This is a genomic window from Vibrio taketomensis (assembly GCF_009938165.1).
In the GTDB taxonomy this organism is placed as follows: Bacteria; Pseudomonadota; Gammaproteobacteria; order Enterobacterales; family Vibrionaceae; genus Vibrio; species Vibrio taketomensis.
Map to the genome: position 1 here is coordinate 1,634,567 of NZ_AP019649.1, position 22,447 is coordinate 1,657,013.

Genomic DNA, 22,447 nt, shown 5'->3' on the forward strand with positions numbered 1-22,447 from the left:
AAAAGTCACAACAAAAAGGTATCAATTATGAAAACGCACCTCATCATCGCTCTATCTGTATTCTCTGTTTCTGCTTTCGCAGCTGGCGGCGCAGCGTCTAACAACGGCTTAAATGGTGACTTGATTCAACAAGCAACAGCGGCAGGTCTTTCTACCGAGCAAGCCACACAAGGTGTCGCAACCGGCCATATTAGTGAAGGTATGACCGCTGAACAGATGCTTAACACGGTGCGCTAATCAAACGGCACACGTTGAATAATCTCAATCCAATATCTCAATAAAAGTCACAACAAAAAAAGGTATCAATTATGAAAAACGCACTCATCATCGCTCTATCTGTATTCTCTGTTTCTGCTTTCGCAGCTGGCGGCGCAGCGTCTAACAACGGCTTAAATGGTGACTTGATTCAACAAGCAACAGCGGCGGGTCTTTCTACTGAGCAAGCCGTACAAGGTGTCGCAACCGGCCATATTAGTGAAGGTATGACCGCTGAACAGATGCTTAACACGGTGCGCTAATCAAACTGCACACGCAAAATAATCTCAATAAAAGTCACAACCAACAAAGGTATCAATTATGAAAATGCACTCATCATCGCTCTATCAGTATTCTCTGTTTCTGCTTTCGCAGCTGGCGGCGCAGCGTCTAACAACGGCTTAAATGGCGACTTGATTCAACAAGCAACAGCGGCGGGTCTTTCTACTGAGCAAGCCGTACAAGGTGTCGCAACCGGTCATATCACTACTGGTATGAGCGCTGAGCAAATGCTTGAAGCGACTCAAACCGTTAAGTAATTCGCAGCGCTCATGGATGAGCTCGCTTTCACGCTAGAAAGTGTCCCAATTGAATTACGACTGTTTATTTCACTAGCCCTGCATTTTACTCCATTACCTCCATCTGCTCTCTCATTCAACGCTAAACTGTCATTCGCTTTAATGACTCTTAAATCTACCTGACTTCGAGAAACCCTAAACGCTTAATCACGCGGGCAACACTGAAGCACAGCAAGCGTTGAGTATGAAGTCATAGCAATCTACTTTAGGTTCTTCGCGAAACAGGTGGCGGCCTTTCTTACAATATCTAGCTTTTGTTCTCTTCTGAAAAGCCCGTGCCCCTTTTCTGGCTAACAAGTTAATCTTAATTAAACATGCAGTTTCAAACGGCTAAGCTAATTATTTCGGCACTACAGTAGAAAGGCATAGAACTATCCTTAAATAGTACATCTATACTTTGCTGTTTACTGGAGAAGAAAATTACGGCTGTTGTATCGAAAAAATCAAGAAGTCCGCGAAGCTTAGTGTGGAAAGGTGTTAGATACTGGTCAAGAAGGTGTTCGGTGTTTCTAATGATTAACAATGGTCGTTGCTCGTTACCGCACTCTCTCAGCAAGTGCTCTATGCTGTTAATTTCATGCTCACCCAATCGCTTACACGTTAACTGGGACAAGTCGACAACTTTACAGACAAAGCCCAGTTCCCTAGCTAACGGCTCTAAGGTACGTGTTGTATAACTAGCAGAGTCGAAGTCATTACCATGCATTACAACGAGCCTAAACGTTGGGCCAAGTCCGACAGCTCTTATGCAACGTTCGGCAAAACGCTCTAACTCAGGATCGAATACCATCATATTCCTACTACCAGAGATTTAGTTTTCAAATGATATCAAATAACGGACTGATAGTAGATCTGAGTAGAACGAAAATGTAAGTTGGCCGCTAGAGAAACAAAAGCGCTTTCTGATTACTCCATTTATAATAACTAGCCAAGTCAAAGAGTAATTGGCCCGCTTCCACTAAGCTAAATGGAACAGCAGAGTCCTAAGCGGGACATCAAGACAAACAATTAAATATAAACACTCGGCAAAACAATCAAATTAGAAACTCTCACCTGCAACATCTGATGAAACGCGTCCATCTGCTGTTTCGAACATTTCTCCCAGAGTAAAGCCTCACCTACTACCCCATGATGCTGAAAAGCGTTAAGACGAATTTTCACGTCGCTTGGTAGTGAGTTAATCAATGCCGCAATGACATCAACCTCTTGGTCCAAATCACTTTTACCTGGAATATGCAGCAGTCTTAATTCATGTAACTTGCTTGCAGAGGCTAGCGTGCGAATCGATTGAATCACGCGGTGATTATCTCGCCCTACCAACCATTGATGGGTTTCATTTTGCCATGATTTTAGGTCGATCATTGCGCCATCAAGGTAAGGCAACACACGTTGCCAACCTGTTTCCGGCAGATAGCCATTACTGTCGATAAAACAGGTTAAATGACATAGTTCTTGATCCGCTTTAATCGCTTTAAATAGCTCAACGATAAACGGCAGTTGCATCGTCGCTTCACCACCAGAGATGGTAATCCCGCTCAAAAAGAAATGCTGTTTGCGGATAAGAGCCAGCACGTCACTCACCGTATAGTGCTTTACTTTAGGGCTCGAGCTACTTGGGCAGACATCCAAACACTGATCGCAGTGAGTACAAAGATTCTCATCCCACACCACTTTATAATGGTCATTTATGCTCAGAGCTTGCGTTGGACACCCTGCTACGCAATCACCACAGTGATCACAATGGTTGATGGTATAAGGGTTATGGCAGTTAATGCATTTGAAATTACAGCCTTGAAGAAAAATGACCAGGCGATTGCCTGGTCCGTCAACACATGAAAAATTCAGAATGCGGTTAACAATCGCCTGCTTTTCAGAAACTAACGTCATTGTTACCACGTATCAGTGCGATTATTTATAGGTAGGTTGCATTTCCATGCTCACTACGCGCGGTGCGCGATTTAGAATGCCAGTGAATTCTGCAGCATCCGCACCTAGGAACGTCGTGTTAGTACGTGAACCTTCTTCAGCAAACTTTGCGATGTCCGATAGTTTAACCATGTAACCGGTTACGCGAACAAGATCGTTTGACGCAACGTTAGCGGTAAATTCACGGTAGCCCATTGCTAGCGCGCCTTTACATAGGTTGAACATCGCTTCAGGGTTTGATTTCACCGTCTCATCAATAGTTAGAATGTCACTAATACCCGATGTGTAGTACTTGTGGTGACCTGCAGTTGCTTGCACGTAAGTCACTGGATCTGGTTCAGTACCGTAAGGAATACGTACGCCTGGAGTCGTAGTTTCATCAATATTGATACCACCTTGAGCATGAAGCAGTGAACGACCTTCTAAACCGTACTTCACCTCTGAACTTTCTACGATTTCAGCCAATTTCGCTGAAATAGCGTGACCCAGTTCGTTCGCTTCTACCGCGTGGCCGTATTGCGCTTGCTTGCCTTCTTTTGCAAGTAGAACATTTACCGCTTCAGCCATACCGTAGATGCCGAACATTGGTGCAAAGCGTGCTTCATCAATTAGACCTTCTTCAGTTAGGAAGCCTTTAAAGAAGTTCGATTCTTCATGTAGGAAGCGGCTACGTGCATCAATCAGTTCAATCATAATCGCACTGTATTGTGGTAGAACGTTCGTCAGGAAGTCTTCTGCACTTTGTGCTTTGTTTGCCGCTTCTTTTAGGTTCATGCGCACTAGCGTGTTCGCACCACCTGCCAAAGGTAGCGAGTTGTAACAGCTCACGATACCAAATTTTTTATCACCGTAGCTTTGTGCGTGCATTGGGTAGTTTGCAATGTGTGGCTTGCTGCATTCACAAATATTCGTGGTTGCTTGTAGTAGTAGATCATCCGGTGTTACCGCTGGATCGTACATAAAGGTCAAGTTTGGTGCGATTTGCTTAAGCTCGGCATCAACTTTTAAAATCGTACGACAGATAATGTTATCTTGCGGGCCGATGTTTACGTGCATAAACGCGTCTGGCAGTGTGCGGTCGAGCATGATCCAGAAACGCTTCATTTTCGCGTAAATTTGTTGCTCAGATAGGTCGCCCACATATGGCATCAGCACATCATCAAGTTGACCTAGGTAAACAGGAATATTGGTCACTGACGGTACGTGATGGTAGATGATCGTCAGTAGGTTTAGCGCATCATCAAAATCTTGTGCCGGTTCAAGCTCAAGGTACTTAGAGCCTTGCTTAAGGAATTTAGCGTAGTCTGGTAGCACGTAGCGAGGTTTGAATGGCGCGTTACCTTCAAACATGTCACATAAAATACCCTCTTCCATTGCCTTTTCCACATCCACTGACACTGCCATGTATGGTTGGCTTGATTCAGCCGTTGATGCTAGGAATTGGTTTTTTTGTTTTGGGTTTAGGTTTGCATCCGTGATGATTTCACGTACGCGTTGTTGGAATGAATCTGGAGTATGGGACATGTGAGTATTCCTTAGTATTTTCAGGGATTTTATTGCGCCTTTTATATGTCCTCAATTGAAATTAGGTTAATGACACTTTTCCATTTTGGAAATTAGTCGTTATTCGCTCACTTGCTAAACAAAAGAAACAAAAAAGCCCAGATACGCTGGGCTTAAAGCACACTGAGATTCTCTAACTACAGTTTAAATCGCCTAATTTCGCTTTCTAATTCAAATGATAAACTCGACAGTTGCTCTGCTTGGCGCGCTGCTTCCGTCGCTTCCTCCGCCAAACTTTGCGATACGTCGCGGATACCGACTGTGTTACGCGTGATCTCTGCAGTTACTGAGGCTTGCTCTTCCGCTGCAGATGCGATTTGAGTCGCCATGTCACTGATTGCTTCAACGGCTGATTGAATCTGCGTTAAGCTAACTGCCGCGTCATTAGAGTCAACCACACTGGTCTCTGCCAACTCATGACTGTTGCCCATAATGGTCACTGCTTTTTTGGTCGTCGCTTGCAGTGTCTCAATCATTTGTTGGATTTCTTGCGTCGAAGAATGGGTTCGCTGGCTAAGCACACGAACTTCATCCGCAACAACCGCAAAGCCACGTCCTTGCTCACCAGCACGCGCAGCTTCAATCGCCGCGTTAAGTGCTAGTAAGTTGGTTTGCTCTGCAATTCCCTGAATGGTCGACAAAATCGTGTTGATTGTGTGTCCGTGCTCTTCCAGTTCTTGAATGACCGCCGTCGCTACATCCACTTCACGCGCAAGATTCTGAATTGACGATTGGGTCTGAACGACTTGCTGACCACCATGAACACTGACTTCGACAGCTTGTGAAGATTGTTGTGCAGTATTTTCCGCATTACCTGCGATCTCTTGTGTGGCTGCTGCCATTTCGTTGATTGCGGTGGCAACCATATTGATCTCATCTTGCTGAACACGAATTCGCGCGCTTCGCTCGCCCGCTTGATTCGCTGTCACATTCGCTTGCTCATTCAACGAGGATGAAATAGCACTCAACTTGGTCACTAATTGATGCATGTTACCAACGAAAGTGTTAAAGCTGGTTGCCAGTTGACCCACTTCATCGTTACTGCGTGGGACAAGACGCTGAGTCAAATCAGCTTCACCGGAAGCAATTTCATCCAGCGCTTTTGCTACACGAGCAAGGTCTTTAAACAGCAAACTGACCAACCACGAAAGAACAACGCCAACGAATACCGTAATAATCAACGCCGTAATAACCAACTCCGCTAGTAGAGTACTATGCCCTGCTTGCTCAGTTGCTCTGTCCATTTCGATCGCAAACAACCAATTGGTGTTTGGTACGTTCTTAAAGTAAAACAGCTTTTCAACACCATTAATTTCAACGATTTCAATCAGTCCATTTTGTTCAAGATTATTAATCGTACTCATGGTGAGTTGGGGTGCGAGTTCAGTAATTGGTTTCAGCAGCAAGTCGGGTGAAGGGTGAGCTAAAAAGGTACCGTCTTGCTTATCCACTAACATTGTGTAGGCGTTTTCACCAGCTTCTAAACTGATTACGTCTTTTACTAGCACATCCAATAACACGTCTGCGCCTACAACACCAAGCAATTGATTATTCTTATACAAAGGTTCGCTAATCGTCACCATTAACTTACCTGTGCTGGCTCCTACGTAAGCTTTCGTAATAATTTGTTTGCCTGCGGTTACCGCATCTTTATACCAAGGGCGTGTGCGCGGATCGTAGCCTGAGCGGTTTCGTTCTGGCAGTGAACGCAGCATTTCACCTTGAGGCGTACCAAAGAAAATATCATCAAAGCCAGCCGCCAAACGCGCTTGTTGTAAATAAGGCACCACATTAGGTTCAGAACTAAAAGAATTAAACGCGGAAGCGATATCACTGCGTACAGTAATCCAATCAGAAATACCGGTGACGGCAGTGTTTGCGAGACTTTCTGCGCGCCCATACATGCCATTACGTGTCTGTTGATAAAGTTGGTCTGCAGAAAGCCAAGTAAGCGCACTTGCCATTAACGTTACCGCTAATATGCATGCACCAATCAATTTATTTTTGAGTGATAGATTTATTTCCATACGTCAGGGCCTGCTTTTATTAGAATAAATTTTAATCACCATTTAAACCTCCCCTAAATCTCCTCCCAAATTATTTTTGTCGCGAGAATTGCTTAAAATTCACTCAGATTCTATTTTCCTACATGCCTTTGCCATTTTCGACGATTTATTTGTGTTGAATAACAATTTTAATAAAAGCCCGAGCAAATGCCCGGGCTATTTGATTATTTTGTTATCTAAAGTTTAAAGCGCTTAATTTCACTTTCCAGCTCAAAAGACAGTGTTGAAAGCTGAGCTGCTTGATGTGCCGCTTCGTTGGCTTCGTCCGCTAAGTCCTGCGACACATCACGAATACCAACAGTATTACGCGTAATTTCTGCCGTCACAGAAGCTTGTTCTTCTGCCGCAGACGCTATTTGTGTCGCCATATCGCTAATTGCTTCAACTGCCGACTGAATTTGCGTTAGGCTTACCGCCGCAGAGTCAGAATCGATCACGCTCGTTTCTGCTAACTGGCGGCTATCTCCCATGATGCCGACCGCTTTAAGCGTGGTAGCTTGCAGCGTTTCAATCATTTGTTGAATTTCTTGAGTTGAAGAATGAGTACGCTGACTAAGCACTCGCACTTCGTCCGCTACCACTGCAAAACCACGGCCTTGCTCGCCTGCGCGCGCTGCCTCAATCGCCGCATTCAGAGCCAACAAGTTGGTTTGCTCTGCAATGCCTTGAATTGTCGATAGAATGGTGTTGATACTATGGCCGTGCGCTTCAAGTTCTTGAATAACTTGCGTTGCAACTTCGACTTCACGAGCCAGATTCTGGATCGAAGATTGGGTTTGAACAACTTGTTGGCTGCCGTGTACACACACGCTCACCGCTTCGCCAGAGTAATTTGCGGTGTTATCAGCATTACCCGCGATCTCTTGGGTTGCTGCTGCCATTTCATTAATCGCTGTTGCAACCATATTGATTTCATCTTGTTGCTCACGAATACGCGCGCTGCGATCACTCGCTTGGTTCGCCGTCACATTCGCTTGTTCGTTCAGAGACGAAGAAATCGCGCTTAATTTCGTTACCAATTGGTGCATGTTGCCAACAAAGGTATTGAAGCTATTGGCTAAGTGACCTACCTCGTCATTGCTGCTTGGCACTAACCGTTGTGTGAGATCCGCTTCACCTGAAGCGATTTCATCCATCGCTTTTGAAACACGCAGTAGATCTTTAAACAAGAAGCTCACTAACCAACTTACGGCGATGGCGACAATCAGCGTAATAATAGCTGCTGTGATGATCAGTTCACTCAATAATTCACGATGTGCCGCTTGCTCTGTACTGCGATCCATTTCAATCGCAAACATCCAATGAGTATTTGGAATTTCTTTGAAGAAATAGAGCTTCTCAGCACCTTGGCGTTCAACCGATTCAATACTTGATTGGCGCGCTAGTGCTTCGATTCGACGTTGTGTCAACTCAGGCGCAAGCATCGTAACCGGTTTAAGTAACAAGCTTTCGTTCGGATGAGCCAAGAATGTACCAACATCCAAATCAATCAGCATCGCATAAGCGTTGGTGCCAGCATCAAGACTGATAACGTCTGCTATGAGTTGGTCAATCAATACGTCCGCACCCACCACACCGACAATATTGCCGTTGTGACGTACAGGCTCAGCGATAGTCACCAATAACGAACCAGTAATAGCATCTTTGTAAGCAGGTGTGATGATTTGTTTACCCGCACGCATCGCATCTTGGTACCAAGGACGAGTACGAGGGTCGTAATCAGCACGGTTACGCTCAGGGCGAGAGCGATACATATCACCGTCAGGCGTGCCAAAAAAGATGTCATCAAAGCCGCCAGCGGTTCGCGCTTGAACGAGATAAGGGACAACATCTGCCTCTTGCATATATGGGTTAACAGCATGAGCGATATCTTCACGAATGGTCACCCAGTCCGAGATGCCGCTTGCCGCCGTATTTGCAAGGCTTTCAGCACGAGCTGACATGCCATTGCGAGTTTGTTGGTAGAGTTGATCAGCAGAAAGCCAAGTTAGTGTGCTTGCCATTAGCATAACGGCCAACAAACAAGCAGCGATTAATTTTTGTTTTAGTGAAAAGTTCATTGAGATGGTTTGTCGCAACACAATAATCGGTGCGCGGATAGTAGCTCTATAAATAACCTAATGCACGTACATTTGGGTTATTTTATAAATATCCCACCACTCATTAGGAATGATTTTAATATCATTCGATTATTACTCGATATTTCGTCAAATAATTGACGATGTCAATTTATTTATTAAGCGAATATTCTAAGCTTTTGTTGCTGTTGATAAAATTCCACCAGCACCAATAAAGACACCACCCGTGATACGATTAAACAGTTTTGCACGTCCTTTAGCGAACAACCAAGACGAAGACTTTGCGCCTAAATAGGCGTATATCGCTAACCAAGAAAATTCCATCACAACAAATGTCGACGTGAAAATTAAGTATTGAGCTAAAAACGAATGTTCTGGGCTAATAAATTGGGGGAATAATGCGGTGAAAAACAAAATGGCTTTAGGGTTGCTACTGCCGACAATAAATCCTGAAACGAAATGCTTTATCGGTGACAATCCTTGGTCAGTTTGTCCGTGATGTAATTGATAATCTTGATGCTGAGAAATAATCGCTCGAAGGCCAAGATAAACCAAATACGCGGCACCAATATATTTGACGATATTGAACACGAGTTCTGACGACGCAATGATCAGACCTAAGCCCGTAAATGAAAGGGTTAAGATGATGGTAATCGCGCTTAAACTGCCAAGCGCGGTATACAACCCCACTCTAAAGCCTTGTGTCACTGCTTTCGTCATACAAAGCAGTGAGCTTGGACCTGGGGAAGCAGTTAGAATGAAGATAGCAACAAAATAAAGAATCCAAGTTTCTAGCGACATATTAATCAGTCCTTAATATTGAGTGTGTTGACTCATGGCATCCATGCCAATCCTATGAACTAACAATTGAACAAATTCCAACCAACATGTCTAGGCTAGCACGTCATTTAGGTGCAATAGAGATAAAAAAACCGAGCACTAGGCTCGGTTTTTAATTCTAGATTATATCTACTATTCAGCAGTGTCTTCTGAAGAATCATCCGCAACGTTGTCGTTGCTTTCTGGTGCCGTTGCTTGCGCTGCGTCTTCTGCAATCGCTTCGCCTTCTTCACCTTCTGGTAATTCTACTTCTTCTACTTCGTCGATACGTTGTAGACCTACCACTGACTCATCAGCTGCAGTACGAATTAGCGTTACACCTTGAGTGTTACGGCCAACTTGGCTAACTTCAGCAACACGAGTACGAACTAGCGTACCTGCGTCAGTGATCATCATCATTTCATCGCCTTCTTCAACTTGAACAGCACCGACTACGCTACCGTTACGTTCAGAGACTTTGATTGATACTACGCCTTGTGTGCCACGGCCTTTCGTTGGGTATTGTGCCAATTCAGTACGCTTACCAAAACCGTTTTGAGTCACAGTTAAGATATCGCCATCATTGTTTGGAACAATCAACGAAACCACTTGGTCGCCGTCTGCCAGTTTCATACCGCGCACACCTGCCGCTGTACGACCCATTGGACGAACACCTTTGAACTTGATTTCTGGCTGGCCATTTTCATCAAGAACTGGGTTGCCGTTTTCATCGATTACTGCGATTTCTTCTGCTTCTTTAAAGCGAACTACTTTACCCGCTTTCGAGAACAGCATAATTTCGCTATCACCGTTCGTGATATCAACGCCAATTAGCGAATCATCATCACGTAGGTTAACCGCAATCAGACCGTTTGAACGTACGTTCGCAAATTGATCAAGTGACGTCTTCTTAACGGTACCGTCACCAGTCGCCATGAAGATGTACTTATCAGCAGAGAATTCATCTACTGGTAGAATCGCTGTGATGCGCTCACCCTCTTCCAGTGGAAGAATGTTAACGATCGGCTTACCACGTGCAGTACGAGTCGCATGTGGCAATTGGTAAACTTTCAGACGGTAAGTCTTACCACGCGTTGAGAAACATAGAATGTTGTCATGCGTGTTCGCAACCAGTAGACGCTCGATGTAATCTTCTTCCTTCATGCGAGTTGCGCTCTTACCTTTACCACCACGACGCTGAGCTTCATAGTCGCTTAGGATTTGGTACTTAACGTAACCTTCATGAGATAGAGTCACTACCACGTCTTCACGTGCGATCAGTTCTTCTAAGTCGATATCGTGGCTAGCAGTCGTGATTTCTGTACGACGTGCATCACCGAAGCCATCACGAACCGCTTCTAGCTCTTCACGAATCACTTCCATCAAACGCTCTGAGCTTGCAAGAATGTGCATTAGCTCTGCGATTTCTTCTAGTAGACCTTTGTATTCGTCAAGGATCTTCTCGTGTTCTAGACCAGTTAGCTTGTGTAGGCGTAGGTCTAGAATTGCTTGTGCTTGTTGTTCGGTTAGGTAGTACTGACCGTCACGGATACCAAATTGAGGCTCAAGCCACTCTGGGCGAGCTGCATCAGTACCAGCACGTTCTAGCATTGCTGCTACGTTACCAAGATCCCAACCGCGTGCGATTAGGCCTGCTTTTGCTTCAGCAGGTGTTGGTGCGTTACGAACAAGATCGATGATTTCATCAATATTCGCTAGTGCTAGTGCCAAACCTTCAAGGATATGCGCACGTTCACGAGCTTTACGTAATTCGTAGATAGTACGACGTGTTACCACTTCACGACGGTGGTTAACGAAGCACTTCAACATCTCTTTTAGGTTAAAGAGTTTTGGCTGACCATTGTCTAGTGCAACCATGTTGATGCCGAAAGTCGTTTGAAGCTGAGTTTGAGCGTAAAGGTTGTTTAGAACCACTTCGCCTACTGCATCACGCTTACATTCAATAACGATACGCATACCATCTTTATCAGATTCGTCACGTAGCGCACTGATGCCTTCAACTTTCTTATCTTTAACTAGCTCAGCAATCTTCTCGATTAGACGAGCTTTGTTCACCTGGTAAGGGATTTCAGTAACGATAATGGTTTCTTTACCATTCTTCTCTACTTCGATTTCCGCTTTAGAACGCATGTAGATCTTACCGCGACCAGTTTTGTACGCGTCTACAATGCCTTTACGACCGCTAATCAAAGCAGCAGTTGGGAAATCAGGACCAGGAATGTATTCCATCAACTCATCGATGGTGATCGCTTCATTATTGATGTATGCCAAACAGCCATCAATAACTTCACCTAGGTTGTGAGGTGGAATGTTGGTCGCCATACCAACTGCGATACCTGAAGAACCGTTTACCAGTAGGTTTGGAATTTTAGTTGGCAGAACTGCAGGAATTTGTTCCGTACCATCATAGTTAGGTACGTAGTCAACAGTCTCTTTGTCTAGATCAGCCAATAGCTCGTGGGCGATTTTCGCCATACGAACTTCGGTGTAACGCATTGCCGCAGCTGAGTCACCATCGATAGAACCAAAGTTACCTTGACCGTCAACTAGCATGTAACGTAGCGAGAACGGCTGAGCCATACGAACGATAGTGTCGTATACAGCACTGTCACCATGTGGGTGATATTTACCGATTACGTCGCCAACAACACGGGCAGATTTTTTATACGGTTTATTCCAATCATTGCCTAGTACATTCATCGCGAATAGAACGCGGCGGTGTACTGGTTTTAGGCCATCACGCACATCTGGAAGAGCACGACCCACGATAACTGACATCGCGTAGTCTAGGTATGAACCTCGAAGCTCATCTTCAATGTTTACGGGCGTGATCTCTTTAGCTAAATCGCTCATAGAGCCATTATCCCTCTATTATCTGATCGTAAATACGATACGTGTAAGGTGCAAAAATATAACACACAAATAGCCCTGTAGGCATCACTTTCCCTCTCCTTTTATCAGGTTGTGAGGTCGGTTGTGATTCAACTGACGACTATTTGCACACTCCTTGCATAGCATGCTGATTAATGGTTGCTTTTTATACAATTTAGATAAAAACAGCCATCTCTTTGGTCAAAACTGATTTACCGCTATAATAGCGATTAAAGTCGGCCAATTTAGTAACCCAAATTATGACAAAAACACAAAATGTAGATCCATTAGAGATCAAAAAGTTTGAAGATATGGCTTCACGTTGGTGGGATTTAGAGGGTGAATTTAAGCCTTTACACCAAATTAATCCGCTAAGACTCAACTATGTCCTAGATAATTGTGAAGGACTATTTGGCAAAACCGTACTCGATGTGGGTTGTGGTGGCGGTATCTTGGCCGAAAGTATGGCTAAAGAAGGCGCTGTCGTCACTGGATTGGATATGGGTAAAGAACCACTGGAAGTTGCTCGCCTACACGCACTCGAAACAGGCACTAAACTGACTTACATCCAAAGCACTATTGAAGACCACGCTGCGCAAAACGCAGGACATTATGATGTGGTTACTTGTATGGAAATGCTTGAGCACGTTCCTGACCCACTGTCAGTGATTAAATCATGCGCTGAATTAGTCAAACCTGGCGGTCATGTGTTCTTCTCAACATTGAACCGCAATATTAAGTCATACCTATTCGCAATTGTAGGTGCGGAGAAGCTATTGAAAATCGTTCCTGAAGGCACGCACGACCATGATAAATTTATCCGCCCTTCGGAAATGATCAAAATGATCGATCAAACTGATCTTGTTGAATATGGTATTACTGGCCTGCATTACAATCCGTTAACAGACAGCTACAAACTTGGACGTAACGTTGATGTAAACTACATCGTCCACACTCGAAAATTCTAGTTTGTACACAAGATAACCAAATTGGGCGGAGCGCACTTTCTCCGCCTATTTTTAGCTTTATTGCATGATTTCCGCGCGTTTGATCCCATAAATTAGCCCTCAAAAACAACTGACTTTTTGTCTAAGATCAAGATATTTTTTTTCGTTGTGGTTAACAAAACCGAATCAAAACCACTAATCTTCTTCAGGCTTATCACGCCTAATTCGATGAGTTAGTGTCTACTTACGAATTTTTTATTTACTAGTTATCCACAGGAACACGATCTTCAACTTGATAATCCGCCCCAATAGCACTATCTTGTAACCCGAACGCAAGATTACCCTATATCTTGTGTTTGAGCTAAAATTAAATAGATAGATTTTGATCATAAAGCCGCAATAATAATTTACAACAATTTCACAAAATACGGCTTTTATCAGTTTTGTTAGGAAATGAAGCAGAATGAAACAACAACTCACTGTCACCAAGCGTGATGGCCGAAAAGAGACCATTGACCTAGAAAAACTTCACCGCGTTATTACTTGGGCGGCTGAAGGTCTTGATAACGTTTCGGTATCACAAGTAGAACTAAGAGCTCACATTCAGTTCTACGACGGCATTACTACATCCGACATTCATGAGACTATCATTAAGTCTGCAGCAGACTTGATATCTGAAGAAACACCAGATTATCAATATCTTGCAGCGCGCTTGTCGGTATTCCATCTACGTAAAAAGGCCTATGGTCAGTATGAGCCACCAGCACTATACGACCACGTTTCTCGCCTCGTTGAGATGGGTAAGTACGACCAACATATTCTTGAAGATTACACCAAGGCTGAACTTGATGAGCTTGATGCTTACATTCAGCACGATCGTGATCTGGATTTCTCATACGCAGCGGTAAAACAGCTGGAAGGTAAATACTTCGTGCAAAACCGTGTTTCGGGTGAGATCTACGAAAGCGCGCAGTTCCTATACATTCTTGTTTCAGCGTGTCTATTCGCAAAATACCCGAAAGAGACGCGTCTTGATTACATCAAACGTTTCTATGATGCGACGTCAACGTTCCAGATTTCTCTACCGACACCGATCATGTCTGGTGTGCGTACCCCTACTCGTCAGTTCAGCTCGTGCGTACTGATCGAATGTGGTGACAGCCTAGATTCTATCAACGCAACGGCAAGCTCAATCGTGCGTTACGTTTCTCAACGTGCGGGTATTGGTATCAACGCAGGCCGTATTCGTGCGCTGGGTTCTGAGATCCGTGGCGGTGAAGCATTCCACACAGGTTGTATTCCATTCTACAAATACTTCCAAACAGCGGTTAAGTGTTGTTCTCAAGGCGGTGTTCGTGGCGGTGCAGCGACTGTGTTCTACCCAATGTGGCATGGTGAAGCTCGTTCGCTATTGGTACTGAAGAACAACCGCGGTGTTGAAGAAAACCGTGTTCGTCATATGGACTACGGCGTTCAGCTGAACAAACTGATGTACCAACGTCTGGTTGAGGGCGGCAATATCACGCTATTCTCACCATCAGATGTACCAGGACTTTACGATGCGTTCTTTGAGAACCAAGCAGAGTTCGAACGTCTGTATGTGAAGTACGAAAACGATCCATCAGTTAAGAAAGAAACGGTTAAAGCAATCGAGATGTTCTCGCTACTTATGCAAGAACGCGCTTCTACCGGTCGTATTTACATCCAGAACGTAGACCACTGCAACACTCACAGTCCATTTGACTCTGAAGTTGCGCCAGTTCGTCAATCTAACCTATGTCTGGAAATTGCTCTGCCAACCAAGCCATTGGTTAACGTAGAAGACGATTCGGGTGAGATCGCGCTATGTACGCTTTCAGCATTTAACCTTGGCGCAATTAACGAGCTTGATGACCTGAAAGACCTATCTGAGCTTGTGGTTCGTGCACTTGATGCACTGCTTGATTACCAAGACTACCCGCTTCCAGCGGCATACAAGTCAACCATGAACCGTCGTACTCTGGGTGTGGGCGTGATTAACTACGCATACTACCTAGCTAAAAATGGCGTGAAATACTCTGACGGCAGCGCAAACGGTCTGACTCACCGTACTTTTGAAGCGATTCAATACTACCTATTGAAGGCTTCAGTTGAGCTGGCGAAAGAACAAGGTAAGTGTCCGTTGTTCCATGAAACGAACTACGCAAAAGGCCTAATGCCTATCGATACTTACAAGAAAGATATCGACCTAGTGTGTGATGAGCCACTGCACTACGACTGGGATGAACTACGTAAAGAAATCATGGAACATGGTCTACGTAACTCTACCCTAACCGCGCTAATGCCATCTGAGACCTCTTCTCAGATTTCTAACGCGACTAACGGTATCGAGCCACCTCGTGGTTACGTGTCAGTAAAAGCGTCTAAAGACGGTATTTTGAAACAGGTAGTGCCTGATTTCCTAAACCTAAAAGACAATTATGAGTTGCTATGGAACATCGGTTCAAACGATGGTTACCTGCACCTTGTAGGCATTATGCAGAAGTTCGTTGACCAAGCAATTTCAGCCAACACTAACTACGACCCAAGCAGCTTTGAAAGCGGCAAAGTGCCAATGAAGAAACTGCTACAAGACCTGCTAACCGCGTATAAATATGGTGTGAAAACACTTTACTACCATAACACTCGCGACGGTGCGAAAGACGATCAGAAAGACGCAGTACAACCTGCTGATGACGATTGTGCAGGCGGCGGTTGTAAGATCTAAGTTAGGTCTTTAGTCGACAATATTTATCTTTCACGAATATTTGCCCCTTGTACATTAAGGGGCTTAAAAGGAATTGAGGCATCATGGCTTACAGTACTTTTAACCAAAATAAAAATGACCAACTTAAAGAACCAATGTTTCTTGGTCAGTCAGTAAACGTTGCTCGTTACGACCAACTAATCGAAAACAACTGCGTCCGGAAGAAGTTGACGTATCAAGCGATCGCATTGATTACAACAAACTTCCTGATCACGAAAAGCATATTTTCATCTCGAACCTAAAATACCAAACGCTATTGGATTCGATTCAAGGTCGTAGCCCGAACGTAGCCCTACTTCCTCTTGTATCGCTACCAGAGCTTGAAACTTGGATTGAGACTTGGTCATTCTCTGAGACCATTCACTCACGCTCATACACGCACATCATCCGTAACATCGTCAACGATCCGGGTATTGTGTTTGATGATATCGTAGAGAACGAGCACATTCTGAAGCGCGCGAAAGACATTGCACACTACTACGATGACTTAATTCAGATGACCAATGACTACCATCGCCTTGGTGAAGGTACGCATGTGATTGGCGGCGAAGAAGTTAAGATCAGCCTGTACGATCTGAAGAAAAAACTTTACGTGTGTCTAATGTCAGTAAACGCGCTAGAAGCAATTCGTTTCTACGTGAGTTTTGCATGTTCATTTGCATTCGCCGAGCGCGAGCTGATGGAAGGTAACGCGAAAATCATCAAGCTAATCGCTCGTGATGAAGCACTGCATTTAACTGGTACTCAGCACATGATTAACTTGCTGCGTAACGGTCAAGATGACTTCTCATTCATGCAAGTGGCAGAAGAATGTAAGCAAGAGTGTTTCGACCTATTTAAAGCGGCTGCGGAACAAGAAAAAGAGTGGGCTGAATACCTATTCAAAGATGGCTCGATGATTGGTTTGAACAAAGATATTCTTTGCCAATACGTTGAGTACATTACTAACGTTCGTATGCAGGCGGTTGGTCTACCTGCGGCATACCCTGGTGCGACTTCGAACCCAATTCCTTGGATCAATGCTTGGTTGTCTTCAGATAACGTACAAGTAGCGCCACAAGAAGCAGAGATTTCATCTTACCTAGTTGGTCAGATTGAAAGTGATGCGCACGCAGATGACTTTAAGGACTTCGAACTTTAATGGCACGAGTTAAAATCAACGGTCTTACTACTATCGTCTCAAACTCTAGTAATACGCTTTTAGAATCACTAGAAAATGCAGGTGTGGAAGTGGAATACAACTGCCGAGACGGCCACTGCGGCGCATGCCGTTGTAAGCTAAAGTCAGGTGAAGTTGAGTACGTTGGTTTTGCCATGGCTTATACTCAAGCTGACGAGATTTTGCCTTGTATTACTCGAGCCAAAACGGACGTCGAACTCGAAGGCTTGGTCTATAAGCTAAAAGAGAAAAGTGCTTAAACAGCCAAATAGAAAGCTCCCTCTAGGGAGCTTTTTACTTTTGTGATGATGCTATCGTTGCCGTTTTCCCATCAATCCGCAATCCAATCTGCCGCTGACTGATAATCACCAAACGATTTCATTTCACCTGAGATAAACCAACCGCCAACTTTTGCTGCAAGCTCTTGCCAGTTTTTGTCGCCATAAATGGCGATTTTATCAATCTTTAACCCAACTTTGAGTCCGAACTTGAAATCATCCCAAGCAGCTCTTAGCTCCCAACCTTCAAACTCGGTAATATCGACCAACATCTTGATAGGCTGCCCTTCGAGACTGTGTAGTCTTGACTCTAAAAGCGGCGTCATCGCCTCATAATCTTCGTGAGTTAATGTGCCAACAGCTTTAAACACAAGAACCGGCTCGGCTCCAATATGCTCAATACTAAATGTAATTTTATGGTCTGAGTTACTCATCGAATTTCCCTTTTTGGTTGAGATGTTGCTGTGTTAAGAGTAAGCATCTTTTGCTATTCCAGCGAATAATTTAGGTGCAAACTAAGCTTGTCATTCCAATCCAATAAAACTAACACTTGAATGGTTAACAACAGAGAACGAACCAATTCGTTAAGGTTACTGCACTGCAAATACATTCTCTAATAAACAAGCCGTGATGGTGTCACCATAAAAACTGGTGGTATCCATTTGTCCACTATCTTGCTTGTATTCTAATGAACTGAGCAATTCATTACCTTTGATCTCAATGTTATCGATACCCATTCTTTGCATATCTTCGATTGAGTAATACCAACCATCGGTTCTTTGTTTACTTTTGCAGCTACCAGCGATGGTGTCGCCATAGGTTGTGATTTGTTGATCGACTCCAATGTAGCCAAAAAACGCCGTTTCTTTCATTCTAAGCCGATGAATATACGCCATCGCTTGGGCGCGTTGCGCCTGTGGGACTCCGGCTAACAACACATCGTTTGGATCTGTCGCTCCACCATGCCATCCAATCAAAGAATTACGATTAATCACCACCTTTTTCGCTGCGGGCAACACATAATTGGCACAAGCAGAAAAACACAGCTCGCTCACTTCAACGTTAAGATTGTTCTCTTTCACAAAATAGCCAAACTCAATTCCGGCGGCGACATCGCCACCCGGGCTGGTAATTTTCAATGTGTTAATGGGTTCGCCACTTTCTCTAACGACCCTTATGGCCTCTAACACTGCACCACCGGTAATTGGTCCGTCGTAAACCAGCACACCATTGGACACTAAAACTTTATAGGCAGAAGGGAAAATGACAGGTATTGTTTTACAACCTGTAAGTAAAACCATTAATACAACTAAACTGAATTTTATTGGCACGGCGTTCCCTCTCAATATATCCCTACAGTATTTTAAACATCATAAAATGAGGTTTTGCCAAACTAAGCAAATGTTCTAGCCTTGAGACGATTTTCAGGTGATTACGCGAAGTTATCGCCTTTGTGTTTAGGAAAACGATTTAGAGCCTCATTTAGAGACCAGTGAAGCGTTACAAGATGATTTAAACCTTCAATGGTCTCAAGAGTTGCTAGGGATGCCTTAGCGATGTTCGTCGCTTGGATTCCAATTTGGATATGTCAGAAGAGCTTACCGGATAGCACTTTATCTGCGGTAGTCATTGAAATTGCCTTACCAGCGACTTCCCTTCCCCCATCATCAAAAAGCGTCAGGCCAAAGCCCATACTTTGCGGCAAATCTTCTTGAGGTGTATTGCGCCATAATGAATGCACATCATAGCTACTCGAGTGAAAAGCTTCTCCCAATACAACTTTTTGGCTAGCCACTTGATACCAGACTAGGATTTTGGACCGCTGAAACATACCACCTCCTTAGTGAGTTTCGAAGCTCGAACTTTGAGTTTATGATCGATTAGAAATTTTGCCTGCCAAATAGATACAATCTTTTATATTGTTATAAAACATGCAGTTAACTGATATACGCTTTTGTTATATCGCCGTGCATTTCGAACAATATTTGTCGATAAAAAACACATCAATATCACACGTAATGATTAAACCACCACGGCTCAAAGGCTCAGAAACAACAAAAGCCAGCATCACGCATGGTGATACCGGCCTTTGTTTCTAAGAATAACAATAAAGCTAGCTTAGAATACTGCGTGGAACGTACATCTCTTTCTCACGCTTGAATGAACCATATGTCGGAAACATCGTCTGATTTGAGAGATAGCGGCGTAACATGTCACAACATACGGTGGAAATCAGAGTCACCTGATCTTCGCGACTAAAGCGACGATTAAATGACAATACCTGACCCCACTCGCCTTCTGGAGCCGCAATCGAAACAGTAAAGGTGTTATCAACAAGCTGACCAGAAACAACCGCAATATCCGTCGCGCATTTTTCTTTTGTCGCACCAGCTAACGCTAATGTTTCCGCCAGCTGATCACCGTTCTCATCCCCAACAGAAACTTTGCCTCCTAACACCCAACCATGGCCACAATATTCTTGTGCAGCTTGATTGGAATGCAGGCGCTGAGCAACGTTGCCATAAGTAGAACGTTCGGCGATCGAAATAGACATTTTACGCTCACCAATCAGTTGGCCTAGATAATCATCCATTGGCTGGTCGATACTGACAACATTAGACTCAATCAACTTAAAAATAAGCTGCATCAGTTTTAAGCGTGTTTCTAAATCACCCTTTGGGCCAAACAGTTTAACTTCAATATACGGTAGATATGAGCGATAACCTAATTGATAGCCTTGCGGTAATTGCAGCTTATCTAACTTATCTGACAAACCTGATTCAGATGTGCCAAAAGTATAAATTCGACCACAATCTAAACCTTCTACCTGCTGATAATGCTTCTGCAAATCCGGAATGATTTGTTCAGCGACCATTCGCTTAAATTCACTCGGCACGCCGGGCGTAAAATAGAACAAACAGTCATTTATCGTGAACTTAAAGCCACAAGCAGTGCCGATTGGATTATCAATCATGATTGAACCTTGCGGCAGCATCGCTTGTTTACGGTTGCTTTCTGGCATCACCATACCACGCGCCGTAAAAAACTGTCTGAGGCGCTCTAACCACTCTGGGTATAGCTCTAACGGCACTTCACCTGCAGCCGCCGCGGCTTCGGCGCTAAGGTCATCGCTTGTTGGTCCCAAACCACCATTAACAATAACAATATTATTGTTAAAACTGAGCATCAGAAACTCTTCAACTAAAGCGTTAAAGCTGTCTCCTACGGTGGAGCGTTTGGTCAACGGAAACCCATGTTGAAAAAACATTTCAGACAACCAAGATGCATTCGTATCGACGATATCACCGTGCAATACTTCCTCACCTGTACTTAACATTGCAATTTTCAACATACAATTCCTTCAACTTAAAACCAACAAATGACCAATAATTAACCAAAGCGCACAAACTAAATCATTAAATTGACTACACTTGTTAAGCATGAGCCGCTTAAGCGACCACCTTACAAATTAACAACTCAAGTCCGGAGCTTTGTGTGGGTATAACGCAAACATTGATTTTAATTAGTCTTTACACACCTGACGCGAACTCTGCTTTAAACGAGCCGTCGCAATCATATTTCGATCATTATGAAACAGACAGTGTAATGACTAGTGAAGCTAGCTTCTACTCTTTTAAAAACAATTACTCGTTAAATTTTGATGAGGATAACGTCAGGACAACAAGCGAACCTCTTCCACGGTATTTACAAGTATCGGCTGATGAAGATTGGGAATATTTAAAAGAACAAACTTATACCATTCTAGGACTGAGTGTAGCCACCGTTGCTCTGATGACCTTACTTCCAGAGTCTATTACTCAGTGGGATGACGATGATCGCAGTTTTTCAGAATTAGGACAGAAGTGGGTCGATAATGTCAAAGAAGGGCCGGTTTGGGATCGCGATAAGCACTTCCTCAATTATGTAATGCATCCCTACTTCGGTGGCGTCTACTACACCACAGCTCGACATTCTGGTTACGATGAATTTGATTCTTTTTTATACTCTGCCTTTCTCTCTACCTTTTTCTGGGAGTATGGTGTCGAAGCTTTTGCTGAAGTCCCATCATGGCAAGATTTGTTTATCACGCCGTTCTTCGGTTCAGTTGTAGGTGAGTTGATGTTTGAAGCAGAACAAGAGATTGTCGCGACTGGAGGTGAAGTATGGGGCTCTGAATCACTGGGTAGTGTTTCACTATTTTTCCTCAACCCCGTTGGCCATATTCACGGTTGGGTGACCGATGCTTGGGGCGGTGATGCGAGTTGGCAATATACCAGCAATCCTTGGTTTGGTAATCAGGCGGCTGCTGATTACGCTATTGACTCTGGCGCGAATTACGACTCCGCTTTTTATGGTTTCGAGCTTCAGATCAGGTTTTAATCCTCGTCCAAGACTCAATTTGTGCTGGGTATTTGATTCTGATGAATTGCTCGCTGGTTTAGGCAGGAAAATTGACTTAAATCAAACAATAGTAGCCTCTAGGTTCTACACTGAATCTAAGCAAAGCGAACTTTTTGCAACAACTTTGCTTTGATCTTCGCCCTTCGCATGCATTCAGGAGGCATAATATGACTACGACTTTTATCGCCAACTTCGTCGGAAAAGCATCCCCGTCCACAATAAAAAAACTCGCCGCCATCACCCATGAAAATGGAGGCAAATGGCTTATCAGTAAAGTGAACTTTATTGAGGATCAAGTCGCCGCTGTAATTAAGGTAGAACTGCCCAAAGAAAATGCTGCTGTTGTGAAACAAGCATTCAGTGAACAACCAGAGTTACTGGTACAGATCGTTGACTCTTCCATAGATAAATTTAACGCAGATACCATCTTCCATATACGCCTTGACTCAAATGACCGTGCAGGCATTGTTAATGAAATTACCCATCTGCTGGATGATCAGGGTATTGATATTATGGATATGGATTGCCAACGCGTATTTATTGCTGGCGGTGGTGGTGTCAGTTCGAGCTTATTCAGTGCTGAGGTAACGCTAAGATTACCGGCTAATGTTCAAATCTCTGATGTCTCAAAAGAGTTGGAATCTTTAAGTGAAGATACTCGAGTGATTATTCAAGATTAACTATTCAGGCGTAAACCACA

Annotated in this window: 18 protein-coding genes and 1 pseudogene; 9 read left to right on the plus strand and 10 right to left on the minus strand. The window is 43.9% G+C overall.

Annotated elements, in window-relative coordinates:
• Positions 1–27 precede the first annotated feature (27 nt).
• From Vt282_RS07510 to Vt282_RS07520, 3 genes are all read left to right on the plus strand, one after another.
• Complete coding sequence (locus Vt282_RS07510) at positions 28–237, plus strand: hypothetical protein (RefSeq protein WP_162063019.1); 210 nt, start codon at positions 28–30, stop codon at positions 235–237.
• A 71-nt stretch (positions 238–308) separates the two neighbouring features.
• The gene (locus Vt282_RS07515; RefSeq protein WP_162046263.1) at positions 309–518 is read left to right on the plus strand and encodes a hypothetical protein; all 210 of its coding nucleotides are present in this window, start codon (positions 309–311) and stop codon (positions 516–518) included.
• A 51-nt stretch (positions 519–569) separates the two neighbouring features.
• Positions 570–794, plus strand: a complete 225-nt coding sequence (locus Vt282_RS07520) for a hypothetical protein (RefSeq protein ID WP_162063704.1) — start codon at positions 570–572, stop codon at positions 792–794.
• A gap of 1,047 nt (positions 795–1,841) precedes the next feature.
• Here Vt282_RS07520 and Vt282_RS07525 read toward each other — a convergent pair.
• The 6 genes from Vt282_RS07525 to gyrA form a co-directional block, all read right to left on the minus strand.
• Positions 1,842–2,720: a YjjW family glycine radical enzyme activase gene (locus tag Vt282_RS07525; protein ID WP_162063020.1), complete on the minus strand. Its 879-nt coding sequence runs from the start codon at positions 2,718–2,720 to the stop codon at positions 1,842–1,844.
• Positions 2,721–2,741: 21 nt separating this feature from the next.
• Positions 2,742–4,283, minus strand: coding sequence for a YjjI family glycine radical enzyme (locus Vt282_RS07530; protein ID WP_162063021.1), 1,542 nt, complete (start codon positions 4,281–4,283; stop codon positions 2,742–2,744).
• Positions 4,284–4,459: 176 nt separating this feature from the next.
• Positions 4,460–6,343, minus strand: a complete 1,884-nt coding sequence (locus Vt282_RS07535) for a methyl-accepting chemotaxis protein (protein WP_162063705.1) — start codon at positions 6,341–6,343, stop codon at positions 4,460–4,462.
• Positions 6,344–6,564: 221 nt separating this feature from the next.
• Entirely contained in the window at positions 6,565–8,448 is a 1,884-nt protein-coding gene (locus Vt282_RS07540; RefSeq protein ID WP_162063022.1) for a methyl-accepting chemotaxis protein, read from the minus strand.
• Between the two features lie 189 nt (positions 8,449–8,637).
• Positions 8,638–9,267 (minus strand): LysE family translocator, encoded by a 630-nt coding sequence (locus tag Vt282_RS07545; RefSeq protein WP_162063023.1) that lies wholly within the window; start codon positions 9,265–9,267, stop codon positions 8,638–8,640.
• Positions 9,268–9,438: 171 nt separating this feature from the next.
• Complete coding sequence (gene gyrA / locus Vt282_RS07550; RefSeq protein ID WP_162063024.1) at positions 9,439–12,159, minus strand: DNA topoisomerase (ATP-hydrolyzing) subunit A; 2,721 nt, start codon at positions 12,157–12,159, stop codon at positions 9,439–9,441.
• Between the two features lie 278 nt (positions 12,160–12,437).
• On the opposite strand from gyrA, the gene ubiG reads away from it, so the two are divergent.
• The 4 genes and pseudogenes from ubiG to yfaE all read left to right on the plus strand — a co-directional run bounded on the left by ubiG (position 12,438) and on the right by yfaE (position 17,328).
• Complete coding sequence (ubiG, locus tag Vt282_RS07555) at positions 12,438–13,145, plus strand: bifunctional 2-polyprenyl-6-hydroxyphenol methylase/3-demethylubiquinol 3-O-methyltransferase UbiG (protein ID WP_162063025.1); 708 nt, start codon at positions 12,438–12,440, stop codon at positions 13,143–13,145.
• A 442-nt stretch (positions 13,146–13,587) separates the two neighbouring features.
• Positions 13,588–15,870 carry a class 1a ribonucleoside-diphosphate reductase subunit alpha gene (nrdA, locus tag Vt282_RS07560; protein WP_162063026.1) on the plus strand — a complete coding sequence of 761 codons (2,283 nt, stop codon included), beginning with the start codon at positions 13,588–13,590 and terminating at the stop codon, positions 15,868–15,870.
• A gap of 83 nt (positions 15,871–15,953) precedes the next feature.
• Positions 15,954–17,050 (plus strand): annotated as a pseudogene (gene nrdB / locus Vt282_RS07565) (class Ia ribonucleoside-diphosphate reductase subunit beta).
• Positions 17,050–17,328, plus strand: coding sequence for a class I ribonucleotide reductase maintenance protein YfaE (gene yfaE, locus Vt282_RS07570; protein WP_162046253.1), 279 nt, complete (start codon positions 17,050–17,052; stop codon positions 17,326–17,328). Before nrdB ends, yfaE begins: the two are co-directional and overlap by 1 nt.
• Before the next feature lie 71 nt (positions 17,329–17,399).
• Here yfaE and Vt282_RS07575 read toward each other — a convergent pair whose 3' ends face one another.
• The 4 genes from Vt282_RS07575 to Vt282_RS07590 all read right to left on the minus strand — a co-directional run bounded on the left by Vt282_RS07575 (position 17,400) and on the right by Vt282_RS07590 (position 20,698).
• Positions 17,400–17,780, minus strand: a complete 381-nt coding sequence (locus tag Vt282_RS07575; protein ID WP_162063027.1) for a SpoIIAA family protein — start codon at positions 17,778–17,780, stop codon at positions 17,400–17,402.
• 156 nt (positions 17,781–17,936) lie between these two features.
• Positions 17,937–18,677 (minus strand): hypothetical protein, encoded by a 741-nt coding sequence (locus tag Vt282_RS07580; protein WP_232055031.1) that lies wholly within the window; start codon positions 18,675–18,677, stop codon positions 17,937–17,939.
• Between the two features lie 257 nt (positions 18,678–18,934).
• Positions 18,935–19,177 carry a 30S ribosomal protein S6 modification protein gene (locus tag Vt282_RS07585; protein ID WP_162063028.1) on the minus strand — a complete coding sequence of 81 codons (243 nt, stop codon included), beginning with the start codon at positions 19,175–19,177 and terminating at the stop codon, positions 18,935–18,937.
• Between the two features lie 282 nt (positions 19,178–19,459).
• On the minus strand, positions 19,460–20,698 hold the full coding sequence (locus Vt282_RS07590; RefSeq protein ID WP_162063029.1) for a CinA family nicotinamide mononucleotide deamidase-related protein: 1,239 nt from the start codon (positions 20,696–20,698) through the stop codon (positions 19,460–19,462).
• Between the two features lie 161 nt (positions 20,699–20,859).
• On the opposite strand from Vt282_RS07590, the gene Vt282_RS07595 reads away from it, so the two are divergent.
• On the plus strand, positions 20,860–21,726 hold the full coding sequence (locus Vt282_RS07595; protein ID WP_415663446.1) for a DUF3943 domain-containing protein: 867 nt from the start codon (positions 20,860–20,862) through the stop codon (positions 21,724–21,726).
• 188 nt (positions 21,727–21,914) lie between these two features.
• A complete protein-coding gene (locus Vt282_RS07600; RefSeq protein WP_162046248.1) occupies positions 21,915–22,427 on the plus strand; it encodes a glycine cleavage system transcriptional repressor in 513 nt (170 codons plus the stop codon).
• Positions 22,428–22,447: the final 20 nt, after the last annotated feature.

Excerpts from the sequence above, each read along its gene's own strand:
- Vt282_RS07510 (WP_162063019.1), top strand. The coding sequence starts at position 28 with ATGAAAACGCACCTCATCATCGCTCTATCTGTATTCTCTGTTTCTGCT.
- Vt282_RS07515 (WP_162046263.1), top strand. The coding sequence starts at position 309 with ATGAAAAACGCACTCATCATCGCTCTATCTGTATTCTCTGTTTCTGCT.
- Vt282_RS07525 (WP_162063020.1), bottom strand. The coding sequence starts at position 2,720 with ATGACGTTAGTTTCTGAAAAGCAGGCGATTGTTAACCGCATTCTGAAT.
- Vt282_RS07530 (WP_162063021.1), bottom strand. The coding sequence starts at position 4,283 with ATGTCCCATACTCCAGATTCATTCCAACAACGCGTACGTGAAATCATC.
- Vt282_RS07540 (WP_162063022.1), bottom strand. The coding sequence starts at position 8,448 with ATGAACTTTTCACTAAAACAAAAATTAATCGCTGCTTGTTTGTTGGCC.
- Vt282_RS07545 (WP_162063023.1), bottom strand. The coding sequence starts at position 9,267 with ATGTCGCTAGAAACTTGGATTCTTTATTTTGTTGCTATCTTCATTCTA.
- gyrA (WP_162063024.1), bottom strand. The coding sequence starts at position 12,159 with ATGAGCGATTTAGCTAAAGAGATCACGCCCGTAAACATTGAAGATGAG.
- ubiG (WP_162063025.1), top strand. The coding sequence starts at position 12,438 with ATGACAAAAACACAAAATGTAGATCCATTAGAGATCAAAAAGTTTGAA.
- nrdA (WP_162063026.1), top strand. The coding sequence starts at position 13,588 with ATGAAACAACAACTCACTGTCACCAAGCGTGATGGCCGAAAAGAGACC.
- yfaE (WP_162046253.1), top strand. The coding sequence starts at position 17,050 with ATGGCACGAGTTAAAATCAACGGTCTTACTACTATCGTCTCAAACTCT.
- Vt282_RS07575 (WP_162063027.1), bottom strand. The coding sequence starts at position 17,780 with ATGAGTAACTCAGACCATAAAATTACATTTAGTATTGAGCATATTGGA.
- Vt282_RS07585 (WP_162063028.1), bottom strand. The coding sequence starts at position 19,177 with ATGTTTCAGCGGTCCAAAATCCTAGTCTGGTATCAAGTGGCTAGCCAA.
- Vt282_RS07590 (WP_162063029.1), bottom strand. The coding sequence starts at position 20,698 with ATGTTGAAAATTGCAATGTTAAGTACAGGTGAGGAAGTATTGCACGGT.
- Vt282_RS07600 (WP_162046248.1), top strand. The coding sequence starts at position 21,915 with ATGACTACGACTTTTATCGCCAACTTCGTCGGAAAAGCATCCCCGTCC.